Here is a 22,078-nt window from a genome sequence, read left to right on the forward strand (position 1 = left end):
GGCGGCCGCCTCAGCGCCGGGCGAGGAACGAGCCGCGCCCGGGCGTCGGGTCGGGAATGTCCTCGATGGTGGTGAACTTGCACTCGTCCAGCATGTCGCGGACGCAGGCCCGCGTCGGGAACCACTTGCGAATGTGGTGCACCCCCTCGGCCGGCGGCTTGAAGTGGATGAAGCTGCCCTCGCCGTCGTGCAGCGTCGTCTCGAGCCACAGCAGGTCCGAGGCGCGGGCGATGCGTTCCAGATCGTGGAACGGGTGGCGCAGGTGGTAGAGCAGCCCGAGGCAGAGGATGGCGTCGTAGCGCTCGCCCTCGGCGATGGCGTTGACGTCGCCCACGCGGGTCCAGATCCGGTCATGCGTCCCTGTCGCCTGGGCTGCGAACCGCAGCCGCTTGATCATCGCGCCCCAGAAATCCTGGGCGAGCACATGGGCGCCGCGGCGCGCCATCTCGATGGCGAAGAACCCGTCGGCCGAGCCGAGGTCCAGCACCCGCATCCCGGTCATGTCGGCGGGCAGCACATCCGCATAAACGTGCCAGCGGCGCAGCGGGTGATCGGCCGGCTGCGGGCCGACGCTGGGGGCGATGGCGCGGGTCTCGACGCCGGGGGACAGGCGGATGTTGTGAAACCAGGGCCCGAGCGCGGTGACCTGCGCCCGCAGCGCCTCGTCGTCGAGCGGCGCGTCGAGCGCCGGGATCGCGGTCGCCCCGGCGATGTCGCTGAAATCGGCCCGGTGCGGCGCGGGATCTTGTGCCGCCGCGGGTGTGGTGTCTGGGTCGATGGTGGTCTCGGTCATCTGCTGCGCTCGCGCTCATCCCCGGCCGGTGCGGCCATGAGGGATTTGTGTGGCCCGGCCTGCGGCGAGAGTCGAGAGGTCAGCGCGGCCGGCGGCCCCCGACGCCGGCGCGGATTTCGCAGCCCGGCGGCTCAGCCCGCCCGCACCGTCCGCGCCCCGGCGCCGCCGGCGTGGGACATGACCTCATCGGCCAGCGCCGCGATCTCGTCGCGGGCCGGGCCCTTCTGGCCTTCGGCCACCGCGCTGCCCTGCCCCAGCGTCTCGGCATAGGCGACGCGGTTGGCGACCGTCGTCTCGGCCACATCGACGCCGAGCGCCGCGGCCCCCGCGGCGACCTCGGCCCCGAGGCGGGTGTTGGGGCGCACCCGGTTCAGCACGATCAGCACCGGCCGCTTCTCGCGTTGGGCGAGGTCCAGCACCCCTTCGGTCGCCCACAAATCCACCTGGCTCGACGCCACCGGGACCACTATCAGGTCGGCGATCCGCAGCGCCGGGCGCAGGTCGCTCTCGATCTTCGGGGGCGTGTCGATCAGCACCACGTCGAAGCGGCGCTTGAGCTTCTCACCCTCGTAGCTCGCCCCCCAGGCCGACGAGGTGGTGAACTCGAGCCCCTCGTCCTCGCCCACCCGGTCCATCCGCTCGATGAACCAGCGCCCGAGGCTGCCCTGCGGGTCGGTGTCGAGCACCGCCACGCGAAGCCCCTGGCGGCGCAGCGCGATGGCGAGGTTGACGGTGAGCGTGGTCTTGCCGGACCCGCCCTTCTGCTGGGCGACGGTGATGATGCGTCCGGTCATCTGGCTTCCCCTGGCCGTACTGCCTTGGAAACGACGTCGCACGGGCGGCCGCGAAGGGCAAGGCTGCGCGGCCCTGCGCGCCGCTGGCCAGGGCGCCGGGGCCGCGCGCTGCCCGCCCGGCCGGCAGCGGTCAATAGACCGAGGCAACCTCGTACATCACCGGCTCGAAGCTGCGGCACATGGTGTGGATGACGCGGTTGCGCTCGCGCATCTCGGGTGTGCGCAGCATCGCCTGATAGTCCTTGCGGTCGGACCACTGCGAATAGGTGGCGATCCGGGTCTGGGCGTCGTTCAGGTGCACCGCGGCGGCGATGAACCCCGCCTGGCGCGAGATCACCGCGGCATAGGCGTCGTTCAGCGCATCGAGCACGTCCTGCGCCGTGCCCGGGGTCACGTCGAAGGTGCAGATCACCGTCTGGCCGACGGCGTCGGTGCTGATCTGGGGCATGGCGGGCTCCTTTGTCGCGTCAGGCTGTCCTGGGCGCAGTCTGCCACGGGTGCCGACACCGGGCCACCCCCTCGCGCCACCCCGCGGGGCCGGGTCCGGGGGCCGGCCCGCGCGGCCTTGCATCGCCCGGCGCGGGGTGAAACACCTCGACCGCCCAGCCCTGACCTGCCCGAGGAGAGGCCCATGATCCCGGTGTTCGACGGCCACAACGACTATCTGCAACGCGCCGTGGCCGCGGGGCCGGACGGCCCGGCGCTGTGGCTGAACGGCGACGGGACCGGCCACATGGACCTGCCGCGGCTGAAAAGCGGCGGCATGGCGGGCGGGTTCTTCGCCATGTGGATCCCCGACCCCGAGACCGGCGACATCGAGGCGCTGCTGAAGGCCAAGGAGACCCCGCCCTTCGACCTGCCCCTGCCCGACCCCGTCCCCGCCGCCACCGCGCTGCCGCAGGCCTTCGCCCAGGCCGCGGCGCTGTTCGCGCTCGAGCGGACCGGGACGCTCTCGGTCTGCCGCAGCGCCGCCGACATCCGCGCGGCGATGGACGCCGGGCAGATTGCGGCGATCCTGCACATGGAAGGCGCCGAGGCGATCCCGAGCCTCGACGCGCTGCATCTGTGGCACGGGCTGGGGATGCGCTCGCTGGGCTTCGTCTGGTCGCGGCCGACCGATTATGCGACCGGGGTGCCCTTCGCCTTCCCCTCGTCGCCCGACCGCGGCGACGGGCTGACGGCGGCAGGCAAGGCGCTGGTGCGCGAGTGCAACGCGCTCAAGATCCTGATCGACCTGTCGCATCTGAACGAGAAGGGTTGTGACGACGTGGCGGCGCTGTCGGTCGCGCCGCTTGTCGCCACCCATTCCGGCGTGCACGCGATCTCGGCCAGCTCGCGCAACCTGACCGACCGCCAGCTGCGCCAGATCGCCGACAGCGGCGGGGTGGTGGGGCTCAACTATAACACCGGCTTCCTGCGCCCCGACGGCCGGCGCGAGCGCTTCGCGGGCTTCGACCTGCTGCTGCGCCACCTCGACCACCTGCTCGGAATCCTTGGCGAGGGGGGCGTGGCGCTGGGATCGGACTTCGACGGGGCGGTGATGCCCGCGGACCTCGGCGACGCCGCCGCCCTGCCCGGGCTGGTCGCGGCGATGGAGGCGCATGGCTACGGCCGCGCCCTGACCGAGCGCATCGCCTGGCGGAACTGGGTGGATGTGCTCGCCCGCAGCTGGGGCGGCTGAGACCTCCCCATCCCGCGCCGCCTCTCTTGCGGGCCCCACGCTTGCTCGCCCCCGCGTCATTCTCCTTGATGAAAATATCCCCGCCGGAGGCATGACCCGGCGCCGCGGCGCGGCCGGTCGAGCGGGGCGGGGCTGGATGGCCAGCGCAGGACAGGACGGGCGCGGGACAGGACGGCGCAGGACAGCACAGACCGGGTGGGGCGCGCATGGTGCCGGCTGAGGGATTTGAACCCCCGACCCCCTGATTACAAATCAGACGCTCTACCACTGAGCTAAGCCGGCGCCGCCCCGAGATAGGACCAGCGGGGCCGCGGCGCAAGCGCGCTCAGCCGCGCCCCCGGCCGAGGTTGGTGCGGGCCAGCAGCGCCACCGCGACCAGCCCCACCGCCATCACCAGCAGCGCCGCGGGCGCGGCATTGCCCAGATCCTCGAGGCTCGCCTTTTCATGCACCCGCGTGGCCAGCGTCTCGTAGTTGAAAGGCCGTAGCAGCAGCGTCGCCGGCAGCTCCTTGGTGCAGTCCACGAACACCACCAGCAGCGCCGAGGCGACCGAGCCGCGCATCAGCGGCACGTAGAGGTCGCGCAGCACGCCCCCCGCGTCGCGCCCGAGCGAGCGCGCCGCCATCGGCAGCGACGGCGGCACGCGGGTGAAGGCCGCGTCGAGCGCCCCCTGCCCCAGCGCGAAGAACCGCACCACATAGGCCACGATGATGGCGAAGCCGGTGCCGGTCAGCAGCAGCCCGGGGTCGCGCCCCGTGAGGGCCTCGATCGCGTCGGCGACCCGGTGGTCGAGCGCGGCGAGCGGGAAGAGGATGCCCACCGCCAGCACCGCCCCGGGGGCGGCGTAGCCGATGGTCGTGACCGGCAGAAGCAGCCGCGGCAGGCGCAGCCCCGACAGCCGCACCCCATAGACCATGAACATCGCGGCCAGCACAGTGACCACCGCCGCCCCGCCGCCCAGCGTCAGCGTGTGGCTGAGCGCCTTTGCCAGCCCCGGCCCGAACCAGCCCTGCGGATAGGCGATGGCGTAGTGCCCGATCACCGCCACCGGCAGCACGAAGCCGACCAGGAACGGCGCGAGGCAGGCAAGCGTCGCCGCCGCCCCCGCGAGGCCCGTGAGCCGCGTGCGGATCACCGGTCGGGGATGCCGGGCGCTCTGGTGATAGCGCGCCCGCCGCCGCCCCGCCCGCTCGAGCAGCATGATCAGCGCCACGAGCGCCAGGATCACCAGCGCGATCTGCGCCGCGCCGCCGGCGTTCTGGCCCTCGAGCCAGGTGGTGAAGATGCCGGTGTTCAGGGTCTGGACGCCGAAATAGCTGACCACGCCGTAGTCCGCGACCGACTCCATCATCGCGATCGCGGCGCCGGCGACGATGGCGGGCCGCGCCAGCGGCAGGCCCACCCGGCGGAACAAACCCCAGCCCCCGGTGCCGAGCGCGCGCGCAGCCTCGTAGGCCGAGGCGGATTGCTCGAGCCAGGCGGCGCGGGCCAGCAAATAGACGTAGGGGTAGAGCGAGGCGGCCAGCACCACCATCGCCGCCTCGATCGAGCGGATGCGCGGGAACCAGTAGTCGCGGGCCGAGGCATAGCCCATCGCCTCGCGCAGCGCCGTCTGCACCGGGCCGGAATAGTCGAGGAAATCGGCTAGCGCATAGGCGCCGATATAGGCCGGCACGGCCAGCGGCATAAGCAGCATCCACTCGAGCGCGCGGCGGCCGGGGAACTGGAACATGGTGACGAGCCAGGCCGCCCCGGCCCCCGTCGCCGCCGCCATCAGCCCGGTCCCGAGCGCAAGGATCAGCGTGTTGGTCAGGTAGCGCGGCAGGGTGGTGGCGATCAGGTGCGGCCAGATGTTGTCGGTCGGGTTCAGCGCCATGACCGCGACCGCGACGACCGGGGCGAGCACGAGGGCGGCGATGGCCAGCGCCCCGAGCGACCAGCCAATCCCGGCGCCGTGCCGCAGCTCCTGCACCGCGCGGCGGGCGGCGGGGGCGGGCGCGGGGGCGGGCCCCGGCGGGGGGAGGGGCGCGGGCGGACGCGGGGGGGCAGCGGCTGCGGGCATCGTGGGCTCACCCTGTCGAGGACGGCGACCGGGTCGGGCGCCTTGGGGGGAACGTCGCGGGGGACGTCGCCGGGACCGGCCCGCGACGCCGAAGGGACGGCCCCGGCTATCGCAAAGCGGTTTGACTGTCCACGCCGCGCCGCTAAGTTGCGGCCCGCAGCGGCGCGCGAACCGCCCGCCTGCCCCATCCGCCACGCCCGTCCCGCTTGGGGCAGCCCGCTTGAGGAGCCCCAGATGCAGGTCGCCATCCACTTCGGCACCCACGGCACCGAGCCCGAGCGGATGATCCGCACGCTGATGGAGAACCGCGACTGGCTGCTCGGCGCGGGCGTCGAGGTGGTGCCGCCCGGCCGCTACAAGGGGGTGCTCGACGAATCGCTCAGCTCGCTCAAGGGCGGCGAGGCGCCGCCGGCGATGGAGGAGGTGATCTACGACGCGCTGCTCGAATCCGACCAGGTGCGGCGGATGGTGCTGAGCCAGGCCTCGCTGATCGGATCGCCCGCCCGCTGCCTCTCGGACCGCGGCTTCTTCGCCGCCGCCGGCGGACGCATCCGGGCGGTGGCCGCGCTCTTCCCCTCGGCCGAGGTCGAGGTGTCGCTGGCGATCCGCAACCCGGCGCTGCAGATCCCGCATCTGATCGAGCGGATCGGCGAGCCCTACGACAAGGTGATGCCCGGTGTGGACCCGCGCAGCCTGCGCTGGGGCCCGGCGATGCAGGCGATCGTCGCGGCCTTCCCCGGCCGCCGGGTGATCGTCTGGTGCTACGAGGACACGCCGCTGATCTGGCCCGAGGCGGTGCGGCGCATCGCCCGGATGCCGGCCGACGTGCCGCTGAAATCCGGCCTCGCGGTGCTGGGCGAGCTCTTGCCGCCCGAGGGCATGACCGAGCTGCGCGATGCGCTGTCGGCGGCCGGCCGCCTGACAGTCGAGGCGCGGCGCAAGATCTTTGCCGAGATGCTGGGCCGGCACGCCCGCCCCGAGGCGGTGCTCGAGACCGTCACCCTGCCCGGCTGGACGCAGGACCTCGTGGACGAGATGACCGACCTCTACGAGGAGGACGTGGCCATGATCGCGGCCCTGCCGGGGGTGGAGTTCCTCGCCCCCTGACGCCGCGGGGCTTATCCCGAAAACCGGCCGGGGCGTTGGTCGAGCGCGTCCGGCGCGCGACGGACGGCCGAGCCGTCGGACGTCGCCGGGCGTCCGTCGAGCGGCCGAGCGGCCGCCCGCCCGGCTCGCCGTCACATTCCCAGCGCGGCCTTGTACATCTCGAGGATCGCCTCTTCCTCGGCCACGTCGTCCTTGTCGCGCTTCCGCAGCGCGATGACCTTGCGCATCACCTTGGTGTCGTAGCCGCGCGCCTTGGCCTCGGCCATCAGCTCTTTCTGCCGCTCGGCGATGTCGGCCTTTTCGGCGTCGAGCTGTTCGAACTGTTCGATGAACTGGCGCAGCTCGCCGGCTGCGATGCCGTAAGCCTGGTCGTCGCTCATGGGGCCTCCTCGGGGGCTGGCGGTTGAGGCGCCGTTCCTAGGCCGTCTTGCCGCCCCGCGCAATCGCCGCTAGGGCCGGGCGGATGACAGGGGCCAACGGCAAGGGGGACGCGTGATGACGGTCTGGGACGTGCTGATCTGGGGCGGCGCAGGGCTGGCGGCGCTGGGTCTGGCCGGGATCGTCTGGTGCATCGTCGCGGTGCTGGGCGCCCGCCGCCGGGCGCTGGACGACGCCGCCATGCGCGCCGTCATGCGCCGGGTGGTGGCGGTGAACATGGCCGCGCTCGCGGCGTCGATGCTGGGGCTGATGGCGGTGGTGCTGGGGATCATGCTCGGCCGCTGAGCCGGGCCCGCGCGACCGCTGCGCCCGCGTTGACATTCGCAACACCGAATATATTTTTGCGCAAATCCTGGAGACGATGGAGGGGCGCGATGCCGCTGGACTGGATGATGGGGCTCGCCGGTGGGCTGATGATCGGGCTGGCCGCGGCGGTGTTCCTGCTCGGCACCGGCCGGATCATGGGCGCGAGCGGGCTGATCGCGGGCGTGCTGACGCCGGGCGGCGGCGCGACGCCGTGGCTCGAGCGGGCGCTGTTCGTGCTGGGCCTCGTCGGCGCGCCGGCGCTGCTGGTGGCGACGGGCGCCGGCCACGGGGTCGCGCCGCTCGTCGGCCTGCCGGTGCTGGTCGTGGCGGGGCTGCTGGTCGGCTTCGGCTCGCGGCTCGCCAACGGCTGCACCTCGGGGCACGGCGTCTGCGGCGTCTCGCGGCTGGCGCCGCGGGGGCTGGCCGCGACCTTCACCTATCTCGGCTTCGGTGTCGTCGGCGTGCTGGTCGGCCGGGCGCTCGGGGTCGCGCCATGAGCGCGCTGCGGCTGATCCTGCCGCTTCTCTGCGGCGCGCTGTTCGGGGCCGGGCTGCTGGTCGCGGGGATGACCGACCCGGCCAAGGTGCGCGCCTTCCTCGACCCGTTCGGGGCCTGGGACCCGACGCTGGCCTTCGTGATGGGCGGCGCGGTGGCGGCGATGGCGGTGGCCTGGCGCGTGGCGGGGCGGGTGACCCGTGCCGCCACCGGCGCACCGCTGCCCGGCCCCGCGCCCCGGCAGCTCGATGCGCCGCTCTTCGTCGGGTCGGCGCTGTTCGGGCTGGGCTGGGGGCTCGCGGGCTACTGCCCCGGCCCCGCCGCCGCCTCGGCGCTGATCGCGCCGTGGCCGTTCCTCGCCTTCCTCGCCGCCATGCTCGCCGGCATGGCCGCCGCGCGGCTGGTCCGGTGAGGGTCCTGATCCAGCGCGTGACCGAGGCCGAGGTCACGGTCGCGGGTCGCTCGGTCGGCCGGATCGGCCCGGGGCTGCTGGTGCTGGTCTGCGCGATGGCGGGCGACGATGCGGGCACCGCCGAGCGGCTGGCGGGCCGCGTGGCGCGGCTGCGGATCTTTCGCGACGCGGCCGACAAGATGAACCGCTCGGTGCAGGACGTGGGCGGGGCGGTGCTGGTCGTGAGCCAGTTCACGCTGGCCGCCGACACCCGCACCGGGAACCGCCCCGGTTTCTCGACCGCCGCGCCGCCGGCCGAGGGCGAGCGGCTCTACCTCCACTTTGCCGAGGCGCTCCGCGGGCTGGGCCTGCCGGTCGAGACCGGCGCCTTCGGCGCCGACATGAAGGTTTCGCTGGTCAACGACGGGCCGGTGACGATCTGGATGGACAGCGCCGACCGAGACCGCGCCTAGTCGCCGACCAGCGCGCGGGCGACCTTCTCGATGCCGACCGGCGCCGCCCGCGCGGGCGCGATCCGCGGCGCGGCGTCAAGCGCGGTGCGGACGTCATAGGCCGCCGCGCTCGTCTCGGCCTCCAGCGCCGCCCAGGACAGCGGAACCGCGACCGTGGCCCCGGCTCGCGCGCGGCAAGAAAACGGAGCGATGGCGGTGGCTTGCGTGTCGTTCCTCAACCAGTCGATGAAGATACGCCCCTCGCGCCGGGCCTTGGACATCACCGCCACGTAGCGATCGGGCGCCTCGGCGGCGAGCAGATGCGCGAAGCTGCGGGCGAAGAGCTTGACGACCTCCCACCCCGCGGTGCGGCGCAGGTCGCCGACGACGTGGATGCCCTTGCCGCCGGTCAGCATCGGCCAGGTCGGCAACCCTAGCGCCGCAAGCCGGTCGCGCAGGTCGAAGGCCGCGGCCTTCACCTCGGCGAAGCCCAGCCCCTCGTCGGGGTCGAGGTCGAAGACGATCCGGTCGGGCCGGTCCGGCCGGTCGCGCAGCACCCCGCGGATGTGGTATTCGACGACCCCCATCTGCGCCCCCGCGACCAGCCCCGCGGCCGAGGTGACGTAAAGCGCCGGTTCGTCCTCGCCCGGCAAATCGGTCTGGCCGATCTGGGCCGGAAACCCCTTGCCGGCGTGCTTCTGGAAGAAGCTCTGCCCGCCCATCCCCTCGGGCAGGCGCACCAACGAGAGGGGCCGGTTGGCGCAATGCGCCAGCATCAGCGGGGCGGCGGCGGCGTAGTATTCGGCCAGCTCGCCCTTGGTGACGCCCGGCTCGGGGAAGATCACCCGGTCGGGATTGGTGATGGTGACGCCCGCCACCTTGCGCCCGGCCGTCACCCGCTCGACCCGGACGACGGGCGGCTCAGACGGCGCGGGGGGCGCCATCTTGTCCTCGCGCAGGCCCTGAAAGCTCGCGTGACGCAGGATGCCGCCTGTCGTTTCCTCGGCATAGCGAACCTCGGCCATCAGCACCGGCTCGACCCAGGTCACGCCGCGGGTTTCGCTGCGCGGCACCGCGGCAGGGGCGGTTTTGCGGGTCAGCGGCGCCATGCGCGCGGCGAGGTCCGCCTGCACCTCGGCCGAGAAGCCGGTGCCGACCCGGCCGCGGTAGCGCCAGCCGTCGCCCTCGCGGCTGGCCAGCAGCAGCGAGGCGAAGGGACGCCCGGGGCTGTCGGATTTCGCCCAGCCGATGACGGCAAAGGCGGTGCGGCGGTCACACTTGATCTTGCGCCACGAATCGCTGCGCCCGGCGCGATAGACGCTGGCCGCGCGTTTCGAGACGATCCCTTCGCCCCCCGCCGCGCAGATGGCGGCGAGCGCCGCCGCCCCGTCGCCGGGCAGCGCCACCGACATCTGCAGGATCCCCAGCGGCGGCTGGTCGCCGAGCAGCGCCGAAAGCGCCGCGCGGCGCGCGGTCAGCGGCTCGCGGCGCAGGCTGGCGCCGTCGAGTTCCAGCAGGTCGAAGGCCACGTAGCCGAACGGTCCGCCGTCGGTGATCGCCTGTTGCAGCGCCGCGAAGCCCTGCGCCCCGGCACCCGCGACGATCTCGCCGTCGATCAGCGCCGAACGGGCGGGCAGGCTCGCCAGCACCGGCACCAGCGGCGCGAAGCGGTCGGTCCAGTCGAGCCCGTTGCGGGTGCGGATCACCGGCCCGCCGCGGCCCAGATGCACCAGCCCGCGGTAGCCGTCGATCTTCACCTCATGCAGCCAGTCGTCGCCCTCGGGCGGGTCGGTGACGAGCTTCGCCAGCATCGGCTCGGCCGGTTTCGGCAGCGACAGCGGCTCCGCCGGTTCGAGGGGCACCGCCTTCGCCCCCGCGGCGATGGCGGCGAAATCCCGGCCCGAGGCGATGCTGGTGGTATAGCGCGCCACGGGATCGGGCTGGTGGGCGGCGGCATCCTCGGCCTTGACCATCAGCCAGTTCTCGCGGCCCTTGTCGGCCGGCTTGCCCTTGATCCGCACCAGATCCCAGAGCCCGGTCAGCCGCCGCCCGTAGAGCTGGAAGCGCAGATGCCCCTTGGTCAGGCCGCGGGCGGCATCCTCGACCGGGCGCCAGTGGCCGATGTCCCACAGCATCACCGTGCCGGCGCCGTACTCGCCCTTGGGGATCGTCCCCTCGAAGGTCAGGTAGGGCAGCGGATGATCCTCGGTCCGCACGGCGAGGCGCTTGTCGGCGGGATCGAGCGACGGGCCGCGGGTCACAGCCCAACTGAGCAACACCCCCTCCCACTCGAGCCGCAGGTCCCAGTGCAGGCGGGTCGCGTCGTGGTTCTGCATCGAATAGCGCAGCGCGCCGCCCGAGGGGGTGCCGGGCTCGAACGGCTCGGGCGTCTTCGCGGGGTCGCGCTTGGCGGCGTAGGGCGCGAGGCGGTCCAATCCCGATCAGCCCGCCTTGCGGGCGCGGGGCTTGGCAGCAGGCTTGGCGGGCTTCTCGTCCTCGTCCGCGGCGGCCTTGGCCTTGCTCGCCGGCGGTTTCTTCGCCGCCGTCTTGCCGCCCGAGGCACCTGCCCCCGCCCCGCCCGACGCCTTGAGGCTGTCCTTGAGCGCCTGCATCAGGTCCACGACGTTGTCGGCCGAAGGCCGCTCGCCCGAGGCGGTGACCCGCGGCGCCCGGCCCTTCCGCTTGTCCTCGATCAGCGCCCGCAGCGACTTGTCGTAGTTGTCGGTGAAGGCCGCGGCGTCGAAGGGCGCGGTCTTCTTGTCGATCAGCGCGGTGGCGACCGACAGCAGGTCCGGGTCGGCCTCGTCATCCTCGATGGTGCTGAACAGCGGATCGGCGTCCTTGATCTCGTCGGCGTAGAACAGCGTCTCCATCAGCAGCCCGTCGCCGCAGGGGCGCACCGCGCACAGATGCTCGCGCCCGCGCAGGGTCAGCTGGCCGATCCCGGTCTTCTGCGCCTTGCGCAGCGCGTCGCGGACCACGCGATAGGCGTCCTCGGCCAGATCGTCGGCGGGGACGATGTAATAGGGCTGGTCGTAGTAGAGCGGCGAGATCTCGTTGGTGCCGACGAACTGCACCAGCTCGAAGGTCTTCTTCGTCTCGAGCTTGATCGCATCGATCTCTTCAGGGTCGATCAAAAGGTATTCGTTGTCGCCCAGCGAATAGCCCTTGAGGATCTCGTCGGACGAGACCTTGCCGATGCCGGGCACGGTCTTCTCATAATTCACCGGCTTGCCGGAGGGGCCGTGGATCTGCCGGAACGCGACCCGGCGGCCGGTCTTGGTCGCGGTGTGGATCTCGATCGGGATCGACACCAGCGAGAGCCTGAGCTGCCCCTTCCAGACCGCGCGCGACGCCATGACCGTTCCCCCTCGCAAGATGCCTCGCGCCGAACGCCCCGGCGCCCGGCGCGGTTGCATCGCGCGCACGGGCGGCGCGGGGTCAGACGTCCAGCGTTTCCTCGGCCTTCTCGGCCAGCGCCTCGGCCCGGGCGGCGAGTTCGGCCAGCGCCTCGCCGATGGCCGCGGGGACCACCGGCACCTCGATGCGGGGCGGATTGGCCTTGAGCCGCGCCAGCTCGCGCTCGGCCGCCGCGGCCCGATCCTCGAGCGCCGCGGTGCGGTCGGCGAGCATCAGCCCGGCCAGCAGCAAGAGCCGCGGCTCGGGCATCCGCCCGGCCTGGTCGAGGATCGCCCGCACCTCGGTATCCAGCATCGCCGCCGCGCGTTTGAGCAGCCGCTCCTCGCCCTCCTGGCAGGAGAGCGTGTAGTCCTTGTGGCCGATGGAGAAATCGACGGTGGGCATCAGCGGCGCCCTCCTTCCTGGTCGAGCGGATCGGCGGTCAGGTCTTCGGGAAGTTCATCGGGCAGGTCATCGGTCGGGTCGGCATCCTCGTCGAGCCAGTCCTCGCCCGCCCGCAGCGCGTCGGGGTCGGGGTCCACGATCAGGTCGCGGGGGGTGTCCTGCGGCGGGGTGCGGTCGGTCGGGGTCGGGCTTTCCGGGGCCGGGCTGTCCGGGGCCGCGACGGCGGGCGCCTCATCCGCGGCGGTTGCGACATCCGGGGCGGCGCGCTCCGCGGTGGGCTCGCCACGCACAGGCGCGCGGCTACGGTCCGTCGCGGGGCGCCCGTTCGTGCCGGGGCGGCCCCGCGCGGCCGAGGAATGGCTGCGCGGCGTCGTCGTCACCCCGAGCATCCGGTCGAGCGCGTCGAGGATCTCGCTCATCTGCGCAACCTCCGCCGCCCGCGCCGCGTGCTGGGCCTCGATCTCCGCCTCGAGCGCCGTGCGCACCGGGTCGTCGCCCGCGCCCTCGCCGTCGATCGCCGCGATCAGCGCCCGGTTGGCGCGCGCCAGTTCGTCGTTGGCGGCCGCGAGCCGCGCCGCCTGCTCGCCCGCGCCGGCCAGCCGCTCATGCGCCTCGGCCAGCCGCATCTGCATCGCCTCGAGCGTCGCCGCCTGCCGGTCGCGCAGCGCCGCGATCTCGGCCGAGGGCTCGGCGTCGTCGGGCGATGCCGGGGCGGCAGCGGTGACGGGCGCTGCAACGGCAACCGCGGCGGGCGCGGGCCTGCGGGCGGCACGGTCGAGGCTGTGGTCAAGCCGGTCGAGCGCGGCGCTCAGGCGCCGCTCGGCGGCGGAGATGTCGGTCATGGGACGGTCGGTCCTCTGGCTAGGCAACCCGTTCTCGCAAAGCCGGGCGGTTCTGGCAAGCGCCGGGGCCCCCGCCCCCCGACGCCCGGCTCAGCCGTCCAGCGGCGCCTGCGCCGAGAGCGCGCACCAGACCGCCGGATCGGCGTCGGGCGCCGCCGTGCAGTCGCCGATCCGGTCCAGCGGCTCGACCGACGCCGCGCCTAGCGCCGGCACCGTCACGCGGTAGGCGTGGGGGAAGACGCTGGCGCCGTGATCGTAGGGGGCGAAGCGGGCGTCCGTCTCGACGCACGCCTGCGCGCCGATCCGGTAGCCCGCGCCGGTCAGGATCGCCCCCAGCCGCTCACCCTTGGCGGCGCAGTCGGCGGCATCCTCGGCGGTGCTGAACGACACGTGCGGCGGCTCGCCCGCCGACAGCGTCACCAGCACCAGCACGACCGACAGCGCGCCCGCCACCTCAGACCCCCGCCGCGTCCAGCACCGCGTCGCAGCGGGCGCAGGTCGCGGGATGGTCGTGGGTGCCCACGTCGGGCAGGATCTGCCAGCAGCGCTGGCATTTCTCGCCCTCGGCCAGCTCGAACACCACGCCGATCCCCGGCACCTCGGGCAGGCGGAACGCCTCGGACGGCGCCGGATCGCCCGACAGCCCCACGTCCGAGGTGATGCACACCGCGGCGAAATCGACCGAGCGCAGCGCGGCCAGCGTCGCGGCATCCTCGACATGGACCACCGGCGCCGCCTCGAGGCTCGCCCCGATGGTCTTGTCGGCGCGCCGCAGCTCCAGCGCCGCCGTCACCACCCGGCGGGCGCGGCGGATGCCGTCCCACTTGGCGGCGAGCGCGGGGTTCAGCCACTCCGCCGGCGTCTCGGGGAAGTCGTGCAGGTGCACGCTGTCCTCGTCGGACGGATGGCGCGAGAGCCACACGTCCTCGGCCGTGAAGGGCAGGATCGGCGCGAGCCACAGGGTCAGCCGCTGGAAGAGCGCGTCGAGCACCGTGCGCGCGGCACGACGCCGCGGGCTGGTCGGCGCGTCGCAATAGAGCGCGTCCTTGCGGATGTCGAAGTAGAAGGCCGAGAGATCACCGGTGGCGAAGTCGAAGAGCGCCCGGAACACCCCCTGGAAGTCATAGGCCGCGTAGCCCGCCCGCACCCGGGTGTCGAGTTCCGCCAGCCGGTGCAGCATCAGCGCGTCCAGCTCGGGCATCTCGGCCAGCGGCAGCCGCTCGGCCGCGTCGAACCCGGCCAGCGCGCCCAGCATGAAGCGCATGGTGTTCCTCAGCCGCCGATAGGCGTCCGCGGTGCCTTTCAGGATCTCCTTCCCGATCCGCAGGTCCACCGTATAGTCCGACTGCGCCACCCAGAGCCGCAGGATGTCGGCGCCGTACTGGTCGATCACCTCCTGCGGGGCGACGGTGTTGCCCAGCGACTTGGACATCTTCATGCCCTTCTCGTCGAGCGTGAAGCCGTGGGTCAGCACGCCCCGATAGGGCGCCCGGCCGCGCGTGGCGCAGGCCTGCAGAAGCGAGGACTGGAACCAGCCACGATGCTGGTCGGTGCCTTCGAGGTAGAGGTCGGCGATGCCGTCCGGCGCCCCGTCCGCGCGGTCGCGCAGCACGAAGGCGTGGGTCGAGCCCGAATCGAACCACACGTCGAGGACGTCCATGACCTGCTCGTACTCCGCGGGGTCCACGATCCCGTCGAGGATGCGCTCCTTGAAGCCGTCGCGGTACCAGACATCGGCGCCGTCGCGCTCGAACGCCTCGAGGATGCGGCCGTTCACGCGGTCGTCGCGCAGCAGGAAGTCGGCGTCGTCGGGGCGCGCACCCTTGCGGGTGAAACAGGTCAGCGGCACCCCCCAGGCGCGCTGCCGCGACAGCACCCAGTCGGGGCGGCCCTCGACCATGCTGTGGATGCGGTTGCGCCCCGAGGGCGGGGTCCACGTGACCAGCTCGTCGATCGAGGCGAGCGCGCGGGCGCGGATGGTGTCGCCGTGCGCGTCCATCCCGTCGGCCAGCGGCTTGTCGATCGCCGCGAACCACTGCGGCGTGTTGCGGTAGATCAGCGGCGCCTTGGACCGCCAGCTATGCGGATACGAGTGCTTGAGCTTGCCCTTGGCCAAGAGCGCCCCCTGCCCCGCCAGCGCCTTGATGTTGCTGACGTTGGCCGGGCCTTCCTTGCCGTCGGCGGTGAGGATCGCCTGCCCCCCGAAGACCGGCAGGTCGGCGCGGTAGCTGCCATCGGGCAGCACGTTGTGGGTCATCTTCAGCCCGTGCTTCAGCGCGAGCTGATAGTCGTCGTCGCCGTGGCTGGGCGCGGTGTGGACGAAGCCCGTGCCCGCGTCCTCGGTCACGTGGTCGCCGGGCAGCATCGGGATGTCGCCGTCCCACTCTCCCGCGCCGCCCTCGATGCCGCGATAGGGATGGGCGAGGACCAGCGAGGCCAACTCGTCGGCCGGGACGTCGCGCAGGCGGCGATACATCCCCGGTTCGAGCTTGGCGGCGCGGAACGTCTCGTCGGCCAGCCTGTCGGCCAGCAGGTAGGTGCCGCCGATCCGCGCCATCGAGGCTTCGGGCCGGCCCGTCACCTCGTAGAGCCCGTAGGCGATGCCCGGCCCGAAGGCGACTGCGCGGTTCTGCGGGATCGTCCACGGCGTCGTGGTCCAGATCACCACCCGCGCCCCCAGCAGGTCGGTGCGGATGCAGCCGTCGAGCGGCGTGAACTCGTGCTGCGCCACCACCGGGAAGCCGACCCAGATCATGTGGCTGGTGTGGTCGTGGTATTCGACCTCGGCCTCGGCCAGCGCGGTCTGTTCGACCGGCGACCACATCACCGGCTTCGAACCCTGGTAGAGGCTGCCGTTCATCACAAGCTTCATGAACTCGCCCGCGATCACCGCCTCGGCGTGATAGTCCATGGTCAGGTAGGGGTCGTCCCACTTGCCGGTGACGCCGAGGCGGCGGAACTCGTCCCGCTGCACCTCGACCCAGCCCTCGGCGAAGCGGCGGCATTCCTGCCGGAACTCGACCACGTCCACGGCGTCCTTGTCCTGCCCGCGGGCGCGATAGGCTTCCTCGATCTTCCACTCGATCGGCAGGCCGTGGCAATCCCAGCCGGGCACATAGCGCGCGTCCCGGCCCATCATCTGCTGGCTGCGGGTGATGAAGTCCTTGAGCACCTTGTTCAGCGCATGGCCGATGTGCAGATGCCCGTTGGCATAGGGCGGGCCATCGTGCAGCACGAAGGGCTGCCGGCCCGCGGCGCGCGCGTGCAGCTGGTCATAGACACCGAGCCGGTCCCAGCGGGCCAGCCACTCGGGCTCGCGCTGCGGCAGGCCCGCGCGCATGGGAAACTCGGTCTCGGGCAGAAAGACGGTGCTGCGATAGTCGGGGGCGGCGTGGTCTTCGGTCAGGGTGTCGGCGGGCATCGGGAATCCTCGGGGGCGGGCGCGCTAGGGCAGACGGCAACGGGCAGGCAACGACCCGGCAGGCGCGAGACGCTCACGCCGCCGGGCGGCTAATTCGGGATATCCGGGCCGCGGGAACCATGCCGGGCTTATAGGAACCGCGCCCGGCCCCTGCAAGGCGGGGCGGCGGGGGGGCGGGTGCGTGGGAGCGGGGGGGGCCACGCCGGCACCTGCACCCTGCGAGGCAGCGATGCGGCGGACCCTGCCCTGTGCGAAGCAACCCAAGAACGCCGTGCAGCGGGGCAACCTGCGCTGCCGCTTCCCCAGCCTGTACGGCAGGAAGTGAGACGTAGACACCGTACGGGCCCGCGATGAGTGGGCGCGTCGTGTCCGTTTACCCTGCTGGTTCAATCCGCTCCGCTACCCCGCAAGACGCGCACCCTACGAGACAGTCGCCCGCCGCACCTCCACCAACCACCGCCCGACGCCCCATCCCCGCCACCCAGCCATGCACCCACCGCATGGCACGCGCCACCGATGCGGCAGCCGGATTGCGCCCGTCCCGTCCCCGCCCCAACGTGGCCCGCATGACCGACTCGCGACGCCCCTGCCCCCACCCCGTCCGAAGATGATCGACGTGCCGCCCCGCTCGCGCGCCGCGCTCGTCTCGCAGGCCTGCATCTGCGCGGTGATCGCCGTGTCGCTGGCCGAGATCGTGCACCCTGCCCCGGCCCTCGGCTGGATCGCGGGCGCGGCCATCGCGGTCTATTTCGCGCTCGAGTGGCGGCGCTTCACCCTCGCCTCGTGGGTGCCGGTGGGCCTGTCGGCCGCGCTGCTCGCCCTCGCGCTGGCCCGCGGCGTCGCCCCCGCCGCGATCGAGGACGGGCTGGCGCGCATGGCCTTTCTCGCCTCGCTGCTGGCGCTGCTCGGGATCCTGCGGGTGGTGGCGGGCGACGCGCCGGCGATCGCCGAGGCGGGGCGCTATCTCACCGCCCAGCCGCCGGGGCGGCGCTACCTCGCGCTCGCCTCGGGCGGCAACATCTTCGGGCTGCTCATCAACCTGGGCGGGCTTGCCATCCTGCTCGAGATGGCGGTGCGGGCGCTCGACGCCGACACCCGCGCCTCGGCGGCGGTGCGGGCGGTGCGGCTGCGGCGGATGACCGTGGCGGTGCTGCGCGGCTTCAGCCTGCTGCCGCTGTGGTCGCCCTTCGGCTTCGGGATGAACACGCTGCTGCTGGCCATGCCGGGCCTGAGCTACGCCCGGCTGGGCCCGCCGGGGATCGCGGTAGCGCTGGTGTTCCTGGCCGCGGGCTGGGTGCTCGATCGGGCCACCGCACCGGCGCGCACGCCGGGGGTGACGCCCGCCCACGCCGAGCCCGGCGACCGGGCCGGGCTGATCCGGCTGATCCTGCACGTCGCCGCCCTGGGCGCGCTGGTCTTCGCCATCGGCGAGGTCGCGCGGCAGGATTTCCAGCACGCGCTGCTGCTCGCGGTGCCGGCCTACAGCCTCGGCTGGGCCGCCGTCCTCGGCCGCCACCAGCCGGGCGGGGCGGGCGCCGCCGTCCGCCGCACCGCAGTGATGACCGTGCGCCGCTTCCCCCTCGCGGCCGGCGAGATCGCCATCTTCGCCTCGGCCGGGCTGCTCTCGGTGCTGGCGCTCGAGCTGATCCCGGTCGAGCGGGTGCAGGCGCTGGTCGCCAGCCTCCACGCGAGCGGCGGGGTGGTGATCGTGGCGCTGAACCTCACGCTCTTCGGCCTCGCCAGCCTCGGGATCAACCCGATCATCACCGCCGCGGTGGCGGGCGCGCTGGTCACCCGGCTCGACATCCCCGGCCTCACCGACCTCGCCGCCGCGCTCAGCCTCGCGGGATCCTGGAGCCTGGTGATGATCTTCTCACCCGTCATCACCACCGTCGCCTATGCCGCGGCGCTGGTCGGCCAGACGCCGGTCACGGTCGGGCCGCGCTGGAACGGGGTCTATTGCCTCGCGGGGCTGGCGCTCTGGACCGGGGCGATGGCCGGGCTGGTGACGCTGGGCTGGGTCTGAGCCCCGCCCTTACGCCCGCAGCCCGGCGAAGGTCGCGGGGTCGAGCGAGGTCTGCGCGAAGGTCTCGCCCTCGGTCAGCAGGCTCACCGCGTCATGCGAATGCAGCGATTCCTGGTGGCTGGCGATGATGCGGAAATCCCCCACCCGCGGCTCGGCCTCGAGCTCGCGGGCGAAGGCGCGCACCGCGTCCTCGACGAAGATCGGGTTGGCGGCGTTCAGCTCGGCGAACGCCTGCTCGTCCTCGCGCTTGACCATCACCTGCGTCTCGGTCGCGACCGCCCGGCGGCAGAGCGCGATCATGTCCTCGAACCACAGCTTTTCCTCGCCCAGCATCACCGCCGAGATCCGCGCGACCGAGCGCTGCGAGTGCGGCGTGGCCAACTGCCCGCGCCCCGCCCGCGCGTGCTCGGACAGTTCCAGCGAACAGGGGCAGGTCGAGGAATAGACGTAATCCGCGTGCAGGATGCGCAGCCGCTCGCCGCCCTGGTCCACCATCTCGAGCGCGAGGTCGTAATACTGCCACCCCTCGAGCCCCGAGCGCAGCGAGCCGACCCGCATCGGATAGGACAGCCGCATCTGGATGCGCGCGTCGAAGGCGTCGAGGTGGTCCTTGTAGTCCGACAGCGCCGCCGCCATCACGCCGAGCGAGAACTGCTTGTCGGCGTGGGCATAGAAGGACCGCATGATACGGCTCATGTTGATGCCCTTGCGGTCCGCCTCGAGGCTGACGGTGCCGGTGACGCTGGTTTCCAGCGTGATCTCGCCGCCGTCCTTCTGGCGGTAGCGGATCGGCAGGCGGAAGTTCGAGATGCCGACGTGCTGGATCGCCTTGCGGGCGCCGACGATCAGGCTTGCCGGGCCGTTCTGCAGGTCGGGCAGGCTGGCGCGATAGGCCTCGTCCACGCGGAAATCGGCCGGATAGTCGCGGCGCAGCGCCGGATAGGCGGGGGGCGGGGTGGGCGAGGTCTGGGTCATCGGCGCCTCGGGCGGTTCGGACGGTCCCGATATGGGGCCGCCGCGGGCGAAATCAAAGCGGCAGAGGCGCTTTGGACAAGGGCCGCCGCGCGGGGCGGCCCCGACTCAGCCGATCGCGCCGAGGATGTCGGCGGCCAGATCGTCCGCGTGTTCCAGCCCGACCGACAGGCGGATCAGCCCCGGCCCGATCCCCATCGCCGCGCGGTCGTCCTCGGACAGGCGCTGGTGGGTGGTCGTCGCCGGGTGGGTGGCGATGGACTTGGCGTCGCCGAGGTTGTTCGAGATCGACACCAGCGCCATCCGGTTCAGCGCCGCGAAGGCGGCCGCCTTGCTGCCGAGGTCGAGCGCGATCATCGTCCCCCCCGACCCCATCTGCCGCATCGCCAGCGCGTGCTGGGGATGGCCGGCAAGGCCCGGATAGATCACCCGCACCCCCGCACCCTCAAGCGCCTGCGCCAGCGTCAGCGCCGTGTCCGCCATCGCCCGCACCCGCAGCTCGAGCGTCGAAAGCCCGTTCAGCATGATCCAGGCGTTGAAGGGGCTGATCGCCCCGCCGGTGTGCTTGAGATAGGGCTCGGCCACCTCGCGCACGAACTGGCGGGTGCCGCAGATCACCCCGCCGAGCGCCCGCCCGCCGCCATCGACGTGCTTGGTTGTCGAATAGATCACCACGTCCGCGCCCTGATCGACGGCGCGCGAGAAGACCGGCGTGGCGAAGACGTTGTCCGCCACCACCAGCGCGCCCGCCGCATGGGCGATGTCGGCGATGCCCGCGATGTCCATCACCTCGAGCGTCGGGTTCGAGACCGTCTCGAAGAACACCGCCCGCGTCCCCGGCGTGACTGCCGCCCGCCACTGGTCGAGGTCGGTGCCGTCCAGCAGCACCACATCGACCCCGAAGCGCTTGAGGATGTCGAGCACATAGAGGCACGACCCGAAAAGCTGCCGCGCCGCCACGATCCGCTCGCCCGGCCGCGCGATCGCCATCAGCGCGCCGTTGACCGCGGCCATCCCCGAGGCGGTGGCAAAGGCATCCTCGGTCCCCTCGAGGCTCGCCATCCGGTCCTCGAACATCCGGCTCGTCGGGTTGCCGTAGCGGGCATAAATGAACTCGTCCGGCCCCGACTTGATGAACCGCGCCTCGGCCTCCTCGGCGCTAGCGTAGGCGAAGCCCTGGGTCAGGAACAGCGCCTCGGCCATCTCGCCGTACTGGCTGCGGCGGATGCCGGCATGGACCGCCCGGGTGCGGGGGTGCCGGGCGGACGCGGGGCGCGGGGGGGAATCGGAGTTCTCGGCCATGGCCGCGGAATACGCCCGGCGCGGAAAAAGCGCAACGTGGCCGCCGCGTCGCTCTTGACGCCGACGCGGCGTGCCCTAAGTCGCGTCGGGACCGGGCCCCTCTGGCGATCTTGGCGGATCGTGATGTCGGTCGCATCACCTCAACCGCCGCAAGGCCCGCCGCAAAGGATCGCCACCCGTGGATTTCCTGACTTCAACCATGTTTCTCGGCCAGCCCGTCTGGATGTGGGCCGTCTTCCTCACCGCCGTGGTGGTGCTGCTGGTGCTCGACCTCGGCGTCCTGAACCGCGGCAACCGCGAGATCGGGGTGCGCCGCAGCCTGATGCTGTCGGCGATGTACATCGCCCTCGGGCTCGGCTTCGGCGGCTTCGTCTGGTGGCAGATGGGCCAGCAGCCCGCGCTCGAATACCTCACCGGCTTCGTGGTCGAGAAGTCGCTGGCGATGGACAACGTGTTCGTCATCGCGATGATCTTCGGCGCGCTGGCGATCCCGCGGCAGTACCAGCACCGGGTGCTGTTCTGGGGCATCCTCGGCGTGATCGTCCTGCGCGGCATCATGATCGGCGTCGGCGCGACGCTGGTCGCGCGCTACGAGTGGATCCTGCTGGTCTTCGCCGTCTTCCTGATCGCCACCGGCATCAAGATGCTGCTGTCCTCGGGGGACGAGGATCACGACGTGGGCCAGTCGCGCATCCTGCGCTGGCTCAAGCGCAACCTGCGCGTCACCTCGCGCCTGCATGGCGAGCGCTTCTTCGTCCGCCGCGCCGATCCCCGCCCCGGCCGCCGCGGCAAGACCCTGCTCTTCGCCACGCCGCTGTTCCTCGCACTGGCGATGGTCGAGATCGCCGACGTGATCTTCGCCGTCGACAGCGTGCCCGCGATCTTCGCGATCACCACCGACCCCTACATCGTCTACACTTCGAACATCTTCGCCATTCTCGGGCTGCGCGCGCTCTACTTCGCGCTTGCGGCGATCATCCACCGCTTCGCCTATCTCAAGCAGGCGCTGGCCGTGCTGCTGGTGTTCATCGGCGGCAAGGTGATCGTGGCCGAGATGCTGGGGATCGAGAAGGTGCCGCCGTCGGTGTCGCTGTCGGTGACCTTCGTGATCCTCGCCGCGGGCGTCGCCTACTCGCTGTGGCGCACCCGCGGCGCGGCCCACGCGGAGCTGACGAACAAGGCGTGAACACCG

At 72.5% G+C, this 22,078-nt stretch carries 21 protein-coding genes and 1 tRNA gene; 8 read left to right on the plus strand and 14 right to left on the minus strand.

Annotated features, from left to right (window positions below; all coding sequences use genetic code 11):
• Positions 1–10: 10 nt before the first annotated feature.
• The 3 genes from ACFHYO_RS13900 to ACFHYO_RS13910 all read right to left on the minus strand — a co-directional run bounded on the left by ACFHYO_RS13900 (position 11) and on the right by ACFHYO_RS13910 (position 2,035).
• Entirely contained in the window at positions 11–793 is a 783-nt protein-coding gene (locus ACFHYO_RS13900; RefSeq protein ID WP_394321151.1) for a methyltransferase domain-containing protein, read from the minus strand.
• Positions 794–924: 131 nt separating this feature from the next.
• Positions 925–1,587: a ParA family partition ATPase gene (gene parA / locus ACFHYO_RS13905; RefSeq protein ID WP_394321152.1), complete on the minus strand. Its 663-nt coding sequence runs from the start codon at positions 1,585–1,587 to the stop codon at positions 925–927.
• A gap of 130 nt (positions 1,588–1,717) precedes the next feature.
• Positions 1,718–2,035: an antibiotic biosynthesis monooxygenase family protein gene (locus tag ACFHYO_RS13910; RefSeq protein WP_036712503.1), complete on the minus strand. Its 318-nt coding sequence runs from the start codon at positions 2,033–2,035 to the stop codon at positions 1,718–1,720.
• A gap of 183 nt (positions 2,036–2,218) precedes the next feature.
• On the opposite strand from ACFHYO_RS13910, the gene ACFHYO_RS13915 reads away from it, so the two are divergent.
• Positions 2,219–3,268: a dipeptidase gene (locus ACFHYO_RS13915; protein WP_394321155.1), complete on the plus strand. Its 1,050-nt coding sequence runs from the start codon at positions 2,219–2,221 to the stop codon at positions 3,266–3,268.
• A gap of 207 nt (positions 3,269–3,475) precedes the next feature.
• On the opposite strand, the gene ACFHYO_RS13920 is transcribed toward ACFHYO_RS13915, so the two are convergent.
• Positions 3,476–3,550: transfer RNA gene (locus tag ACFHYO_RS13920), tRNA-Thr, on the minus strand.
• A gap of 43 nt (positions 3,551–3,593) precedes the next feature.
• A complete protein-coding gene (locus tag ACFHYO_RS13925) occupies positions 3,594–5,330 on the minus strand; it encodes an ABC transporter permease (protein WP_394321157.1) in 1,737 nt (578 codons plus the stop codon).
• A 234-nt stretch (positions 5,331–5,564) separates the two neighbouring features.
• On the opposite strand from ACFHYO_RS13925, the gene ACFHYO_RS13930 reads away from it, so the two are divergent.
• On the plus strand, positions 5,565–6,437 hold the full coding sequence (locus ACFHYO_RS13930; RefSeq protein WP_036735515.1) for a hypothetical protein: 873 nt from the start codon (positions 5,565–5,567) through the stop codon (positions 6,435–6,437).
• A 131-nt stretch (positions 6,438–6,568) separates the two neighbouring features.
• Here ACFHYO_RS13930 and ACFHYO_RS13935 read toward each other — a convergent pair whose 3' ends face one another.
• Positions 6,569–6,817 (minus strand): DUF2312 domain-containing protein, encoded by a 249-nt coding sequence (locus ACFHYO_RS13935; RefSeq protein WP_036704162.1) that lies wholly within the window; start codon positions 6,815–6,817, stop codon positions 6,569–6,571.
• 115 nt (positions 6,818–6,932) lie between these two features.
• Between ACFHYO_RS13935 and ACFHYO_RS13940 the strand changes: the two genes are divergently transcribed.
• The 4 genes from ACFHYO_RS13940 to dtd are packed head-to-tail and all read left to right on the plus strand — an operon-like array spanning position 6,933 to position 8,540.
• Positions 6,933–7,160 (plus strand): hypothetical protein, encoded by a 228-nt coding sequence (locus tag ACFHYO_RS13940; RefSeq protein WP_036712247.1) that lies wholly within the window; start codon positions 6,933–6,935, stop codon positions 7,158–7,160.
• A gap of 29 nt (positions 7,161–7,189) precedes the next feature.
• On the plus strand, positions 7,190–7,678 hold the full coding sequence (locus ACFHYO_RS13945) for a YeeE/YedE family protein (protein ID WP_512700651.1): 489 nt from the start codon (positions 7,190–7,192) through the stop codon (positions 7,676–7,678).
• Positions 7,675–8,088: a DUF6691 family protein gene (locus ACFHYO_RS13950; protein WP_394321160.1), complete on the plus strand. Its 414-nt coding sequence runs from the start codon at positions 7,675–7,677 to the stop codon at positions 8,086–8,088. Before ACFHYO_RS13945 ends, ACFHYO_RS13950 begins: the two co-directional genes overlap by 4 nt.
• Entirely contained in the window at positions 8,085–8,540 is a 456-nt protein-coding gene (gene dtd, locus ACFHYO_RS13955; RefSeq protein WP_394321162.1) for a D-aminoacyl-tRNA deacylase, read from the plus strand. The genes ACFHYO_RS13950 and dtd overlap by 4 nt, the downstream gene beginning before the upstream one ends.
• Here dtd and ligD read toward each other — a convergent pair.
• The 6 genes from ligD to ileS form a co-directional block, all read right to left on the minus strand.
• The gene (gene ligD, locus ACFHYO_RS13960; protein ID WP_394321164.1) at positions 8,537–10,954 is read right to left on the minus strand and encodes a DNA ligase D; all 2,418 of its coding nucleotides are present in this window, start codon (positions 10,952–10,954) and stop codon (positions 8,537–8,539) included. The two genes, dtd and ligD, sit on opposite strands and share 4 nt — an antisense overlap.
• Positions 10,955–10,960: 6 nt before the next feature.
• On the minus strand, positions 10,961–11,878 hold the full coding sequence (ku, locus tag ACFHYO_RS13965) for a non-homologous end joining protein Ku (RefSeq protein ID WP_394321166.1): 918 nt from the start codon (positions 11,876–11,878) through the stop codon (positions 10,961–10,963).
• Between the two features lie 82 nt (positions 11,879–11,960).
• Entirely contained in the window at positions 11,961–12,323 is a 363-nt protein-coding gene (locus ACFHYO_RS13970; RefSeq protein ID WP_394321168.1) for a cell division protein ZapA, read from the minus strand.
• Positions 12,323–13,165 carry a hypothetical protein gene (locus ACFHYO_RS13975; protein WP_211096312.1) on the minus strand — a complete coding sequence of 281 codons (843 nt, stop codon included), beginning with the start codon at positions 13,163–13,165 and terminating at the stop codon, positions 12,323–12,325. The genes ACFHYO_RS13970 and ACFHYO_RS13975 overlap by 1 nt, the downstream gene beginning before the upstream one ends.
• 90 nt (positions 13,166–13,255) lie before the next feature.
• Positions 13,256–13,618 (minus strand): hypothetical protein, encoded by a 363-nt coding sequence (locus ACFHYO_RS13980; protein ID WP_394321170.1) that lies wholly within the window; start codon positions 13,616–13,618, stop codon positions 13,256–13,258.
• A 1-nt stretch (position 13,619) separates the two neighbouring features.
• Positions 13,620–16,586 carry an isoleucine--tRNA ligase gene (gene ileS, locus ACFHYO_RS13985; RefSeq protein ID WP_394321172.1) on the minus strand — a complete coding sequence of 989 codons (2,967 nt, stop codon included), beginning with the start codon at positions 16,584–16,586 and terminating at the stop codon, positions 13,620–13,622.
• A 616-nt stretch (positions 16,587–17,202) separates the two neighbouring features.
• Between ileS and ACFHYO_RS13990 the strand changes: the two genes are divergently transcribed.
• Positions 17,203–18,612, plus strand: a complete 1,410-nt coding sequence (locus ACFHYO_RS13990; RefSeq protein WP_394321174.1) for a hypothetical protein — start codon at positions 17,203–17,205, stop codon at positions 18,610–18,612.
• Between the two features lie 9 nt (positions 18,613–18,621).
• Here ACFHYO_RS13990 and folE2 read toward each other — a convergent pair whose 3' ends face one another.
• Both folE2 and ACFHYO_RS14000 read right to left on the minus strand, forming a co-directional pair.
• On the minus strand, positions 18,622–19,587 hold the full coding sequence (folE2, locus tag ACFHYO_RS13995; RefSeq protein WP_036712212.1) for a GTP cyclohydrolase FolE2: 966 nt from the start codon (positions 19,585–19,587) through the stop codon (positions 18,622–18,624).
• Positions 19,588–19,692: 105 nt separating this feature from the next.
• Positions 19,693–20,886 (minus strand): aminotransferase class I/II-fold pyridoxal phosphate-dependent enzyme, encoded by a 1,194-nt coding sequence (locus ACFHYO_RS14000; RefSeq protein WP_036712209.1) that lies wholly within the window; start codon positions 20,884–20,886, stop codon positions 19,693–19,695.
• 178 nt (positions 20,887–21,064) lie between these two features.
• On the opposite strand from ACFHYO_RS14000, the gene ACFHYO_RS14005 reads away from it, so the two are divergent.
• Positions 21,065–22,072, plus strand: a complete 1,008-nt coding sequence (locus ACFHYO_RS14005; RefSeq protein WP_036712207.1) for a TerC family protein — start codon at positions 21,065–21,067, stop codon at positions 22,070–22,072.
• The last annotated feature ends 6 nt before the right edge of the window (positions 22,073–22,078 follow it).

The organism is Paracoccus panacisoli, from assembly GCF_042435015.1.
GTDB lineage: Bacteria > Pseudomonadota > Alphaproteobacteria > Rhodobacterales > Rhodobacteraceae > Paracoccus > Paracoccus panacisoli.

What these genes read in the sequence shown, in the direction of transcription:
- ku (WP_394321166.1), bottom strand. Translation starts at nt 11,878, where the DNA reads ATGGCGTCGCGCGCGGTCTGGAAGGGGCAGCTCAGGCTCTCGCTGGTG.
- ACFHYO_RS13930 (WP_036735515.1), top strand. Translation starts at nt 5,565, where the DNA reads ATGCAGGTCGCCATCCACTTCGGCACCCACGGCACCGAGCCCGAGCGG.
- ACFHYO_RS13925 (WP_394321157.1), bottom strand. Translation starts at nt 5,330, where the DNA reads ATGCCCGCAGCCGCTGCCCCCCCGCGTCCGCCCGCGCCCCTCCCCCCG.
- ACFHYO_RS14000 (WP_036712209.1), bottom strand. Translation starts at nt 20,886, where the DNA reads ATGGCCGAGAACTCCGATTCCCCCCCGCGCCCCGCGTCCGCCCGGCAC.
- parA (WP_394321152.1), bottom strand. Translation starts at nt 1,587, where the DNA reads ATGACCGGACGCATCATCACCGTCGCCCAGCAGAAGGGCGGGTCCGGC.
- ACFHYO_RS13970 (WP_394321168.1), bottom strand. Translation starts at nt 12,323, where the DNA reads ATGCCCACCGTCGATTTCTCCATCGGCCACAAGGACTACACGCTCTCC.
- ACFHYO_RS13915 (WP_394321155.1), top strand. Translation starts at nt 2,219, where the DNA reads ATGATCCCGGTGTTCGACGGCCACAACGACTATCTGCAACGCGCCGTG.
- ACFHYO_RS13935 (WP_036704162.1), bottom strand. Translation starts at nt 6,817, where the DNA reads ATGAGCGACGACCAGGCTTACGGCATCGCAGCCGGCGAGCTGCGCCAG.
- folE2 (WP_036712212.1), bottom strand. Translation starts at nt 19,587, where the DNA reads ATGACCCAGACCTCGCCCACCCCGCCCCCCGCCTATCCGGCGCTGCGC.
- ACFHYO_RS13910 (WP_036712503.1), bottom strand. Translation starts at nt 2,035, where the DNA reads ATGCCCCAGATCAGCACCGACGCCGTCGGCCAGACGGTGATCTGCACC.
- ACFHYO_RS13950 (WP_394321160.1), top strand. Translation starts at nt 7,675, where the DNA reads ATGAGCGCGCTGCGGCTGATCCTGCCGCTTCTCTGCGGCGCGCTGTTC.
- ileS (WP_394321172.1), bottom strand. Translation starts at nt 16,586, where the DNA reads ATGCCCGCCGACACCCTGACCGAAGACCACGCCGCCCCCGACTATCGC.
- ACFHYO_RS13900 (WP_394321151.1), bottom strand. Translation starts at nt 793, where the DNA reads ATGACCGAGACCACCATCGACCCAGACACCACACCCGCGGCGGCACAA.
- ACFHYO_RS13940 (WP_036712247.1), top strand. Translation starts at nt 6,933, where the DNA reads ATGACGGTCTGGGACGTGCTGATCTGGGGCGGCGCAGGGCTGGCGGCG.
- ACFHYO_RS13975 (WP_211096312.1), bottom strand. Translation starts at nt 13,165, where the DNA reads ATGACCGACATCTCCGCCGCCGAGCGGCGCCTGAGCGCCGCGCTCGAC.